At 43.2% G+C, this 12,257-nt stretch carries 12 protein-coding genes; 6 read left to right on the forward strand and 6 right to left on the reverse strand.

Annotated elements, in window-relative coordinates; all coding sequences use genetic code 11:
* Nucleotides 1-68: 68 nt before the first annotated feature.
* The 3 genes from AC1RM2_RS25085 to AC1RM2_RS25095 all read right to left on the reverse strand — a co-directional run bounded on the left by AC1RM2_RS25085 (nt 69) and on the right by AC1RM2_RS25095 (nt 2,606).
* A complete protein-coding gene (locus AC1RM2_RS25085; protein ID WP_492987855.1) occupies nt 69-470 on the reverse strand; it encodes a response regulator in 402 nt (133 codons plus the stop codon).
* On the reverse strand, nt 457-2,067 hold the full coding sequence (locus AC1RM2_RS25090) for a sensor histidine kinase (protein WP_492987856.1): 1,611 nt from the start codon (nt 2,065-2,067) through the stop codon (nt 457-459). The genes AC1RM2_RS25085 and AC1RM2_RS25090 overlap by 14 nt, the downstream gene beginning before the upstream one ends.
* Nucleotides 2,068-2,225: 158 nt before the next feature.
* Nucleotides 2,226-2,606 (reverse strand): hypothetical protein, encoded by a 381-nt coding sequence (locus tag AC1RM2_RS25095; protein ID WP_492987857.1) that lies wholly within the window; start codon nt 2,604-2,606, stop codon nt 2,226-2,228.
* A gap of 322 nt (nt 2,607-2,928) precedes the next feature.
* Here AC1RM2_RS25095 and AC1RM2_RS25100 point away from each other — a divergent pair, with 322 nt between their 5' ends.
* The 4 genes from AC1RM2_RS25100 (at nt 2,929) to AC1RM2_RS25115 (ending at nt 8,167) form a co-directional block, all read left to right on the forward strand.
* Nucleotides 2,929-3,402: a pyrophosphohydrolase domain-containing protein gene (locus tag AC1RM2_RS25100; RefSeq protein ID WP_492987858.1), complete on the forward strand. Its 474-nt coding sequence runs from the start codon at nt 2,929-2,931 to the stop codon at nt 3,400-3,402.
* A gap of 49 nt (nt 3,403-3,451) precedes the next feature.
* Nucleotides 3,452-4,411, forward strand: a complete 960-nt coding sequence (gene rlmF / locus AC1RM2_RS25105; protein ID WP_492987859.1) for a 23S rRNA (adenine(1618)-N(6))-methyltransferase RlmF — start codon at nt 3,452-3,454, stop codon at nt 4,409-4,411.
* Nucleotides 4,412-4,689: 278 nt separating this feature from the next.
* The gene (locus AC1RM2_RS25110) at nt 4,690-6,759 is read left to right on the forward strand and encodes a M13 family metallopeptidase (RefSeq protein ID WP_492987860.1); all 2,070 of its coding nucleotides are present in this window, start codon (nt 4,690-4,692) and stop codon (nt 6,757-6,759) included.
* Between the two features lie 535 nt (nt 6,760-7,294).
* Nucleotides 7,295-8,167, forward strand: coding sequence for a 3-keto-disaccharide hydrolase (locus AC1RM2_RS25115; protein ID WP_492987861.1), 873 nt, complete (start codon nt 7,295-7,297; stop codon nt 8,165-8,167).
* 157 nt (nt 8,168-8,324) lie between these two features.
* Here the strand turns inward: AC1RM2_RS25115 and AC1RM2_RS25120 are convergent, their stop codons facing one another.
* On the reverse strand, nt 8,325-9,476 hold the full coding sequence (locus tag AC1RM2_RS25120) for an acyltransferase family protein (protein ID WP_492987862.1): 1,152 nt from the start codon (nt 9,474-9,476) through the stop codon (nt 8,325-8,327).
* A 215-nt stretch (nt 9,477-9,691) separates the two neighbouring features.
* Between AC1RM2_RS25120 and AC1RM2_RS25125 the strand changes: the two genes are divergently transcribed.
* Nucleotides 9,692-10,369 (forward strand): pseudouridine synthase, encoded by a 678-nt coding sequence (locus tag AC1RM2_RS25125; RefSeq protein ID WP_492987863.1) that lies wholly within the window; start codon nt 9,692-9,694, stop codon nt 10,367-10,369.
* Between the two features lie 86 nt (nt 10,370-10,455).
* The gene (locus AC1RM2_RS25130; protein WP_492987864.1) at nt 10,456-10,752 is read left to right on the forward strand and encodes a hypothetical protein; all 297 of its coding nucleotides are present in this window, start codon (nt 10,456-10,458) and stop codon (nt 10,750-10,752) included.
* Between the two features lie 93 nt (nt 10,753-10,845).
* On the opposite strand, the gene AC1RM2_RS25135 is transcribed toward AC1RM2_RS25130, so the two are convergent.
* Nucleotides 10,846-11,235: a response regulator gene (locus AC1RM2_RS25135; protein WP_492987865.1), complete on the reverse strand. Its 390-nt coding sequence runs from the start codon at nt 11,233-11,235 to the stop codon at nt 10,846-10,848.
* A gap of 180 nt (nt 11,236-11,415) precedes the next feature.
* Complete coding sequence (locus AC1RM2_RS25140) at nt 11,416-12,021, reverse strand: TetR/AcrR family transcriptional regulator (RefSeq protein ID WP_492987866.1); 606 nt, start codon at nt 12,019-12,021, stop codon at nt 11,416-11,418.
* Nucleotides 12,022-12,257 lie beyond the last annotated feature (236 nt).

The raw sequence follows: 12,257 nt of genomic DNA on the forward strand, positions 1-12,257 counted from the left end.
CCAGGATGCTTAAAATCCTGCACCTTTCAAACACAAGGCTTTGAGCCTTGTGCCTTATGCTTTAAGCTTTACGCCCATTGATCTACAATATTCCTTAAATCGCCGGCGTTAAGTGGCTTTACAATAAAGTCAGATACCTGTTCCATTGCTCTGGCGCGTTTAAAGTCGTCTTCGTCAATTGACGAGCTTACAATATAAATCAGTATTTTTTTGCCAAGGCGGGGCACCAGTTTTATAAATTCATCCAAAAACTGCCAGCCGTCAAGTACAGGCATGTTTAAGTCAAGCAGGATCATATCCGGCAGATTACTGATAACTTCAAGGCAATTGTGAAAGAAATCGATTGCGACCTGGCCGTTATGAAAAAAAATGGTTTTTTCGGCAACTTCCGCTTTGGCAATAATGCGTTTGATGGTAAAAGTGTAGATATCATCATCATCTATCACGCAAAGGGTATTAATTTTTTTCATTAAATGTTATTTTAAATGTACTGCCGCTGTTGGGCTTGCTTTTTACGGTTATTTGTCCGCCTTGTGAGTCAACCTGGGTTTTGGTCAAAAATAAACCAACCCCATGCGAGTCTTTGCGGTCATGAAAAGTTTTATAAAGGCCAAAAATCTTTTTTTCGTGCAGCTTCAGGTCAATACCGATGCCGTTATCCGTACATTCTAAAACAGTGTACCCGTTTTCGTCGCTGTATGTTTTTAATAACACTCTTGGCTCGATGGTTGGCTTACGGTATTTTATTGCATTATTTAACAGGTTCATCAGGATACTTTCCAGATAAATTTTAGGGAAAGTAACCTCTTCAACCTCAAACTGCTGCGTAACTACCGCGTGGTTTGCGGCTACGTCCGACTCGATGATTCCCAGAATTTTGGTAGTTATTTCCTTAAAGTTTATCCGCTCGGCTTCTATAATCTCGTCTTTTATTTTAATGGCGTATGATAAATCTTCGAGGGTGGTATTCAAGCCTTCCGAAATCTTTCTAATCTTCTGAAATAGCTCGCCGTTCTCTTCATCCAGGGTGCTTTCATCAACTAATGACGATACCAGCGAGATATTGCTGGCATGGTTACGGATGTTATGGGATAGGATATGCGTGAAGTTTTTGAGTTGCTGGTTATTTTTGGTAACCATTTCTACCGTTTTATTTAACGACAGTTCATTCAGTTTGTATTTATCAATATCCATAAATACACCTCTTAATTTGGTGGGCTTGCTATGCTCGTCGTATAACATCTCGCCACGGGCACGCACCCACACCCGGTTGTTTTTGGCCGTGATCAGCTGCACTTCCAGGTCATAACCCGTGCCTGTATCCCGGCACTCATTTATAGCCTGGGTTATTGTTGTCAAATACGGTTCGGAGTAAAATTGGCTGAAATTATAAAAAGTGGGATCATAATCATAGGGCAGCTCGTGGATATCAAAAATAGTTTTTGACCAGGTTACTTTATTAGTAACCAAATCCATTTCCCAGCCGCCAAATTTGCCCATCCGGCCGGCTTCCAGTAGCAGGAATTCGCTGGCAGCCAGCTTTTCTTCGGCAATTTTACGCTCATTTATCTCTTTTTGCAGCTCGTTTACAGATCGTAACGAAAGCACCGTAGGCATAATGCGGTATAGCGCATATACCGTTGTTACCGATACAATGCCGGTAAGTAACCTTAACAGCGCGCTCAGCCGGTATGCCGGCCACCAAAAGATGCCGGCATCTATCAAATGGGTAATACCGCATAAAATAATAAATACAACAAACAGCCAAAGTATTTTTGGAAAGGGTACATCCTTACGTTTGGTGAGCAGGATGATAAGCAACAAGGGGATTGCAAAATAAGATACCGCTATGAGCAGATCCGAAAAAATGTACAGCCAGCCATGGAATTCGCTCCAGGTGCCGCAATGCCATCGGGCGGGCCAGTTGCTGGTGTCAAAGATACCAGCAAAAAAATCCTTTACCTGTTGGTAAAGCCCTGCCTTGGCAATTGCTGCTTGTTGCACGTTGCCGCATCGGGCACCACAAGCGCTATTCGCTTTTGATGCTAATGAGTCTGGTTTAATCAATGTAAATTATCAGTTTTCGCAACTGACAATTTACATTTTTTATTTTAACTTACAATAGTTAAATTGAATTTAACTATTTGTTAATCAAGTTAATAAAATTTCTATTTATGGATAGAAAATACCAGGTTGCCGTAAAAATAACCGTCTTATTTACAGGTTTATTTTACAGGGGCACTTTCCTTTTTGCTGGCTGGCGACTTAGGAGCGGCTGTTTTGGTAGCTGTTTTGGCAACTTTAGCAACAGGTGTCTGTGATGCAGCTTCTTTAACTATTGGTAAAGCGGCTTCTTTAACTTCAACAACAATTCCTTTGGTTTTTTTTGCCGGTGCGGCTGGCGCGTCTTTTTTATCGCTTATTTTTGCTGCAATTGCTTTGGCTAAATTTTTGGAAGCTTTTTCAATTGCCTTGGTCAGGCCTTTCAATTCGGGCTCAAATTCGCTCACGATGGTTTTTAACTGAGCCGTAAATTTATCATTTAATTGTTTTTTTAGGGCTTTCTGGGCCTCTTTGGCTACGGATTTTACTTTTTTATCTTTCATATGTTGGGGATGGGAAAAATTCAGGTTGACTCGAGAATTTCAATTTCGGCACAAAGGTACGTTAACTAAAAGCTGTTTTAATATTATCTTTATGTTAACAAAGCTAATACATGTTAAGTAAATGTTATCATAAATAAATGCCATTTAGTTAATTATTAGGTTTTTACGTGCCAAAAAAAATACATTATTGTATATTAAAATCAAAACATCAACATTATCCAAATGAATATGTTTTAATGATGAACAGCCTTTTTAAACCACGACTTTTTGAAAGCCCTTAGCTTATTCATAACTTAGCAGGCTCAGACACTTCGCATTAAAAATGACCATTAACGATTTAAACTCATTAAACCAGGTAGCCGAATTTCACAGCACCTTTAAACATCCAATTGTAGCGGCCCCGGCCATTCCGTCAAAACAGCGCAGCCAGCTGCGTATTGAACTGTTGGCCGAAGAGTTGAAGGAACTGCAACAAGCCGTTGATGATAACAACCTGGTTGAAGTTGCCGACGCCCTTTGCGATTTACAATATGTATTGGCCGGCGCGGTATTGGAATTTGGCCTTGCCGAAAAGTTTAAAGAGCTGTTTGACGAGGTGCACCGCTCAAACATGAGCAAAGCCTGCAAAACAATTGAAGAAGCCAACCAAACTATTGAGCACTACCGCAATACCGCCGGTACCGAATCGCACTACAAAGAAATTGACGGCCTGTTTTTGGTTTACCGTACCGCCGATAATAAAACGCTTAAATCAATCAATTACTCGCCCGCAAGTTTGGGAGCGATAATAGGCTAAAAGCAGAAAGCCAAAAGCAGTTAATTAATCGAACATTAAAATAAATATTTTGCCAGAATCGACACCAGATAAGCCCGAAGTAAAAGAAACCATGCACCCGCGTAACGCGCACCGTATGGGATATGATTTTAAAGCGCTTATAAAGGCGATGCCTAAGTTACGTGCCTTTGTTACGGTAAATAAGTACGAGAATGAAACCATCAACTTCTCTGATCCCGAAGCTGTAAAGTTGCTTAACAGGGCCTTGCTTAAACACCATTACCGGGTTGAGTACTGGGATATCCCGGAAGGTTACCTGTGCCCACCTATACCGGGCCGGGCCGACTATATTCATTACGCTGCCGATTTGTTGGCCACCGCTAATGATGGCGTAGTGCGTAAAGGCAAAAAAGTGCGCGTGCTTGATATTGGTGTAGGTGCCAATTGTGTTTATCCTATCATTGGTCACCAGGAATATGGCTGGAGCTTTATCGGGGTTGATATTGATGAGGAGGCCCTGGCATCGGCACAAAAAATAATAGACCAGAGTAAGGAATTAAAAGCCGCTATCGAACTGCGCCTGCAAAAACACAAAGCAGATATTTTTACATTCGCTATAAAACCGGGCGAGCTGTTTGATCTTACACTATGTAACCCGCCATTCCATGCATCTATCAGGGAAGCAGCCGAAGGATCAAAACGCAAATGGAATAACCTCGGCCTGAAAACAGGAAGGGAAGAACCCGTATTGAACTTTGGCGGCCAGAATATGGAGTTATGGTATCCCGGCGGCGAGGCCGCGTTTTTAAAACAAATGGCTACCCAAAGTACCCGTGTTGCCAAACAATGCCTGTGGTTTACCACCCTGGTATCAAAAAAAGAGAACCTGCGTATTTTATATAATGCCCTACAAAAAGCAGGTGCAGTTGAGGTACAAACCATCAACATGTCGCAAGGCCAAAAGGCCAGCCGCATAATGGCCTGGACATTTTTTACCCCGGAGGAGCAAAAGGAGTGGGTGAAGAAATAGTTGTGACCGGCATGTGTTAATTTATTTTTTTGCCTTGCTGTTGCCACTTAAAAATATTAAACCTCAATTTTTGCACACCAGGAGAGAGGGGAATGGGCCTTTGCGGCCATGCGTTATCATAAAACACTTTAAATTTTGTTAAAGCCGCCGAACAAAACCGCCTAAAAACGGCCTGGAATAACAGGGATCTTTTAAATTATTAGCTATTTCTAATGCGTCGGCCGGGGAACCCGGTATTGGCTTTAGATTTTACGGTAATTGATTACCTTTAATTTATTATGAAACTGAAGTTTTGTTGCTTGATAATCATGGGGGCCTTATGGCTGCCGGTAAACGCACACCCAATAAGTAAAACAAAACCACCAAACCATAAACGTAAAATTACTGTACGCAAAAAATTTATTGACCGGGCCGATATGGATACCTCCGTTAAGCCTGGTGATGATTTTTTTGAGTACGCCAACGGTGGCTGGATTAAAAAGAACCCAATTCCTGAAAAAATAGAACGCTGGGGTAGTTTTACCGTCCTGCGCCAGGAAAATACCAACAAGCTTTTGAGATTATTAGACGAGGCAAGCCGGCAATCGGCAACCGCGCCTAAAGGCAGCCTTATACAGCGGGTTGGTGATCTTTATGCCAGCGGAATGGATAGCACCACTATCGAAAAGCTTGGATATTTGCCCATTAAACCCGTCCTGGAGCGAATTGATGAAATGAAAAATTTTGATGACCTTATCAGCGAGCTTATTTTTGAACGTATTGACGGTATGCCTGAGCTGTTTAGGCTGGGAATTGACCCGGATAATAAAAGCGCATCAAAATATATCGTGAACCTTGGCCAGGGAGGCATTTCATTACCCGACAGAGACTATTATTTAAAAAGCGACACGAGGTCGAAAAAAGTACAGGATGCATTAAAAGTGCTGATAGCAAACTTGTTCACGCTAACCGGTAGCAGCCCTGGCGAAGCAAAAAAAAATGTAGCAATAGTATACAATCTTGAAAGTATTTTAGCCAAAGCGCAGCTTAGCCGTTTGACCATGCGCGACCCGCATGTTATTTACAACAAATTCCTGGTGGCCGACTTTAACAAAGTTACCCCTCATTTAAACTGGAACAAACTGTTGGCCAGGTTAAATATTCCCTACCAGGATAGCATCCTGGTAGGCCAGCCTTCATTTTTTAAAACGGTTGATTCTTTATTAGTGGCTACGCCGGTTGAAAACTGGAAAATTTTCTTAAAGTGGAATATGATTAGGGGGAACGCAGGATATTTGAGTTCGCCTTTTGTAAAGGCCAGCTTTGCTTTAAGCAGCGCATTAACAGGCGAAAAGGAACTACCGCCACGCCGCGAGCGCGTGAGCAAGTTAATTGACAGTGGCATGGGCGAATTATTAGGACAATTGTTTGTAGAGAAATATTTTACGCCATTGGCTAAAAAACGTATGGCCGAACTTGTAAACAACCTTAAAATAACCCTTGGCGAACGCATTAAACGCCTGGATTGGATGAGCGTGGAAACAAAGGAGCAGGCACTTAAAAAATTGAATGCCCTTACCATAAAAATAGGATATCCTGATAAATGGGTAACTTATCATACTGTGATTATTAAACGGGACGATTATGCAGGTAACATAATTAATCTGTGCAAATGGCGTGATAGTGTTAGCATAAGCCACCTTGGCAGGTCTGTTGATAAAACACATTGGGGAATGACGCCGCAAACCGCCAACGCTTATTACAATGAAATTAATAACGAGATTGTTTTCCCCGCTGGCATACTACAATTTCCTTTTTTTGATTTAAAGGCCGATGATGCCATAAACTATGGTGCCATAGGCGCTATAGCAGGTCACGAAATAATCCATGGCTTTGACGATAAGGGCCGGCAATACGATGCCGATGGTAACCTGCGCGATTGGTGGACAAAAAGCGATGCCGATAAATTTAAAGTACGTGCCAACCAACTGGTGGCGCAATACAACAACCTCACCGTGTTGGATAGCCTGCATATAAACGGCAAACTAACCCTTGGCGAAAATATTGCCGATTTGGGCGGCTTAAGTATAGCCTACGAGGCTTTTTTGAAAACTAAACAAGGCCAATCGGCCAAAAAAATAGATGGTTTTACGCCCGATCAGCGCTTTTTTTTGTCATGGGCGCGGATATGGTGCGGTTCGCAACGCCCCGAGGCAACGGCCCAGCGTATCCTTGCAGATACGCATTCGCCAGATCAACATCGTACCAATGCCACTTTAACAAACATTAGTAGCTGGTACAAGGCATTTAACATTAAGCCCGGCGATAAAATGTACAAAAAACCGGAAGACAGGACGGAGATATGGTAGTGTTATGTTAATGGTGTAATGACGGATAGTCTTTAGTCGAAAGTCTTAAGTTCTAAGTCAGGAAAGAATAACTTTTACTTCTGACTTAAGACTTAGTACCAGGAACCGCTCTTAAAAGTTGATCCTGAAGAAAGGCAGCTCCTAAGGAGCAAAAAAGGTTGAACTGTTTGTTTTCTACAAACAGGTAGCCCCTACGAGGCAGCTTAAAAGTGTATTACCTTGTAAAGGTTAACCGGTCGTAGCTGAAAACGTTTAAAAGTGATTTCCCTGATATTCAAGTCCCTCTTTACTGCGAAGCAGAAGAGCGGGATGGCGGGCGAAGCAAAGCGGGGTGAGTATTCGCCGCCATGCGATGTTACGGCGTCCCCGGTTTTATGTTGCCGCAATCACCCCCTTTTTTAATAACATTTAACCATTTCCTGATCGTTTTTTAGCATCCGCGGTATTTCTGCAATGCCGATTGCTTACATTAGTGTGCAATTACAATCGATTGCGGATTGATTTAGATTTCTTAAACTTATAGTTTCTCACCACTATGAAAAAAACTTTAGCGCTTGCGCTTGGCTGCCTGGTTTTGGCTGGCCTTACTTCCTTTAACCCCGATAACGGCTGGACAAAGCTTATGGATAAAAAGATGAGCAAATGGACTATTTACCAAAGCTACCGGTTAACCTATCCCTACAAAGGTGAAGCACCTAAAGGCGCCGATGGTAAAACGCTGCCGCCTATTGGTTACGATAAAAATGAAGGCAATTTATTTTCAGTCGAGATGCAGCATGGCGAACCTGTATTGCATATCACCGGCGAGATATATGGCTGTATTTATACCAAACAGGAATTTCAAAACTACCGCCTCAGGTTGAAAACTAAATTCGGCACCAAAAAATGGGAGCCACGTTTAAACGAACCTATGGATTCGGGTTTGTTATACCATTCGCAGGGCGAGTGTGGTGCAGATTATTTTCATGCCTGGATGTTATCTCAAGAGTTCCAGGTGATGGAAGGCGGCATTGGCGACTACTGGAACGTGGGCACCGCCCATGCCACCGTAAGGGCCAGCAAGCCCGACGGCGTGCCCAATTACGTGTTTAATAAAAATGCGGATAAGATTTTCATGGGCGTAGGCGCACCTAACCAGGGTTTTTGCCAGCGCCGGCAAAACTTTGAAAACCCCAAAGGCGAATGGAACACCATGGAGTTGATTTGCTACGGCGATAAAAGTGTTTACATTGTAAATGGCCATGTGGTAAATGCCCTATCGAACCTGGGCTACCAGGACGGTAAAGAAAGCAAACCCCTAACCAAAGGCAAGCTCCAGCTGCAAAGCGAAGCCGCCGAAGTTTATTTTAAAGATATCCAGATTAAAAGCATCGATAAAATGCCGGAGGAGTATCTGTCTTTCTTTTGAGTTGATTCTTTCTGAACTCGGATTAAGGAGATTATTAAGATAAACAGGATTTTGATTTGCATATAGTAGCCCGCGTGCAAATCAAATCCAAAGAATCAGATAAATCCGTTTAATCCGAGTTCAGAAAAAATCAACGCAATCATCCCAAATCAGCGGCTTACACCCGCAAAAACGTCTTCTTCTGATATAAATAATATAAAAACAGCCACTTCACCATTACAAAGGTAATAGCCATGGCCACGGCGTTAAACGGATCGCCTATGAGCTGGCCTATCCAGCCGAAGAAGCCGTTATTGGTATAACTCCATTTGATGAAGTGGCCCGATACGTAAATCAGGATGGAGTTCATGCCTATCACCCTAAAATAAAACGACCATTTTTGGTAGCCCAACACATCAATAATATAGTAAAAGAAAGCCATCAGCAATAAGCTTAAACCGCCCACCTGCATTACAAACGAGCTGGTCCACAGGTTTTTGTTGATAGGGAAATCGAGGTTCCAAACCTGGGCTATGATCAGGAAAGCCACGCCGGCGATGGCAAGTATGGCTACCTTTTTCATTTGTGCAAGGCCTGTTTTTTTAAGGATGGTACCGGTGATAATACCCAATAGCCCGGTACTGATGGCCGGGATGGTCGAGAATAATCCTTCGGGATCATGGATGCCTAAATATAGTTTTCCGGGCAGGATAACCCTATCCATGTAAGATGCAAAATTGCCCTGCATGGTTAAATCGCCATGCGGATAGCCCGGGGCCGATGTAAATTTTAACAGCAGCCAGTAGCCTATAATGAATACCCAAAACCAAACCATCTGCATACGCTCGCTGCTATACAGGTAAATAATATTGGCAAACATATAAGCGATACCAATGCGGCCAAGCACGCTTGCAAACCGGATTTCACTAACAGGCATAATTTTTAAGCCGTTATTTACCACCAGGCCCAGCAGTACTAATATTAGTGCCCTTTTCATCACGCGCAATACCAGTTGCTGCTTGCTTTTGCCTTTCTCCAGTTCGCGGCCCACCGAAAATGGGGTTGATACACCTGCCATGAACAGGAACAAGGGGAATATCAGATCGTATAAATGAAAGCCGTTCCAGTCGGGATGGGTAAACTGGTTGGCAATGGAACCCCAAAAAGGCGATCCGGTGGCTTTGGCCATGGTATGAAATATCTCTTCGCCACCCATTATCCAAAACATATCAAACCCGCGCAGGGCATCCAACGAGAAAAGCCTGGTAGGCGCCGAGTTGATACTATCAGGCGCAGTGTCGCCAGTAACGGTTTTTGCTTTGGCTGTCATTGTTTTACGGTTTATTGTGATGAACTAAAGATATAAAAAGAATAAACTAATTAAAATATTTTTTTTAGATGATGGACTTTTTAAAATTTGTTGTGAGTGGTGAGTAAGCAGTTTGCAATAGCCAACCATCCAACGCCGACAGTTACCAATGAACTAATGAACCAGTGAACCAATGAACAAAATAAAGTCTCAAATCTAAAAAGTACCTTTGCCGGATGTTAGAGATCGTATATCGGGATGAACACCTTATTGCTGTTAATAAGCCACATGGCCTGTTGGTACACCGGTCGCCTATTGCGGCGGAGGCCACGGAGTTTGCCTTGCAGATCCTGCGCGATCAGATAGGGCAGAAGGTTAACCCGGTACACCGGATAGACAGGAAAACAGGCGGTATTTTACTTTTTGCGCTGGATAAGCAGGTAGAGATAGCCATGCAGCAGGCTTTTATGGATAACAAGGTGCAAAAAAAATACCTGGCCATTGTACGCGGGCATACCGTTGATACCGAGAATATTGATTACCCGCTACGCAAAGAGAACGGAACGTTGCAGGACGCATTTACCACATACACCACGCTTAAACGTGCCGAACTTGATGTGCCGTTTGGCGCGCATCCCACCTCCAGATACTCCATGGTTGAAGCCGTACCAACCACGGGGCGCATGCACCAGTTGCGAAAACATTTTGCACACATATTTCACCCCATTATTGGCGATCGTACGCATGGCTGTAACAAGCAGAATAAGTTTTTTACCGAAACCTGGGATATGAACACCATGCTGCTCCATGCATCGCACCTGCAATTTAACCACCCGGTTACCGGGCAGCAGATAACTATAAATGCCGGTTTTCAGCCCGAATTTGCAAGGGTGATAGAAATAATGGGCTGGTAACGTTTTAGCTAAATGCTGGTAACGTTTTAGCTAAATAAAGTAAACAAAAAGCGGTTGTATTTGTAGGTAATGCAAATATATTAAACATGACAAAGCCTGTAGATTATACATTATATACATCAAATGGCGACCGCTTGATTACCATTAACCCGGTAACCCAACCCGCAACGGGTGGCCACATACAAGCTACCGGTGTGTTTGGTTTGAACGAAGGCATGGTTGATTTAGGCGACATTGTTTTTGACGATAACATGAACCAGTGGGAGTACAGCAGCATGGGCGACCTTACCCACCTGCAGGCCGAAGAAATTGCAAGTTTTATCAAAAACTATCATGAACCCGATGCCGAAGGCAGGGAGCTTGACGAGCATAGTATAGGGTAACGACGGATAGTCTTTAGTCGGAAGTCTTAAGTCTGAAGTTCTAAGTCAAAAAATGAGAATTCAGACTTCAGACTTAGAACTTCAGACTTTATTTTAGTTTAAACTATGCTCAATATCCCCGGCCTTCAACAAGCACTCTTTTACCGTACCAACAATATCGGCAAGGCTAAAGGGCTTGGCCACAAAGGCATCAGAGCCATAGTTGCCCAATGACTCCAGCACCCGTGGGTAAGCCGATACCATAACTACCGGTATATGGGCCGTGAGCGGGTTGGTTTTTAGCATATGGCAAAGTTCGCCGCCGTTTATGCCAAAAAGGATATAATCTAATATCACCAGGTCGGCATTAAAGGTTATGACCGATTTGCATATATCTGCTGTATAATTTAAAATTTCAATCTCGTAACCCTCCATCTCGAGCACGTCTTTCATCACCTCAAGGATATCTTCGCTATCATCGAGTATCAAGATTTTTTTAGACATTTTTTATATAATTGGTGCACCTTATAACGTATGGCCGGTGCCATTTGTTTCCTGCGGCTACAGCCTCCTGTTATAATATTTTGAAATACAGTCAAATAAATTTTGTGGTAACAAGCTTCTTACATTAGGCAGACAATACTGCCGTTGCCAGGGCTGCCATAGATGCAGCGGCAATATGGGTTACGTGGTTTTAAGGGCTGCAATTAAAGCTTTTACGGTTTGCAGCACCTTATCCAGGCTTGCGGGAGTATTGGTAACCTTGGCTATCATAATGCCACCTTCTATCAGCGCAATCATTGCCAGGGCTGTGCCGCTTAAATCAGCATCGGGTTTAAACTCGCCTGAGTCGATACCCGCCCGGATCAGGTTTTCTATCGATTTTTGCCAGCGGAGCACCGCCTGGGCGGCCTTATCTTTTAACAAAGGGTTGGTGTCGTCGGCATCAACGGCAGTATTCAAAATAGGGCAGCCGCCTGCCGGGAATGAAGCCCTGGTAAAGCTGTGGTATACCTGGGCATAAACAAGCAGCTTATCGTGATAAGTGCCGGCTTTTTGAATACGGTCCTGGATCTGTTTTCTCAGGATAGCCGAGTTATGGTCAAATGCCGCCGCGGCAACTTCCTCTTTATTAACAAAGTTTCCGTAAATACTCCCTTTGGTAAGGCCTGTAGCATCCGTCAAATCAGACAGCGACGTACCGGCATATCCTTTTTTGTTGAAGATGGGCGCGGTGGTTTCCACAATGAACTTGCGGGTGCGTTCGGCTTTTGATAATTCCTTTTCCATAATGTAAATATACCGGTTGGTATTTGATATTGCGAGTGTCTGTCAAGTAAAACCTGAAAAAAGCGTTATGACGTACAACGAAATATAGTTAAAACAATGTTCTACCCCCCCGTCATTGCGAGGTACGAAGCAATCCCGAACTATGTGGGACTTAGCATGTAGGGGATTGCTTCGTACCTCGCAATGACGGATATTTAATATTGATAGTCAGAAACTTACAATTGCGTCATTATAAT

The sequence above is a fragment of the Mucilaginibacter sp. GW822-FHT03E02 genome, assembly GCF_058801545.1.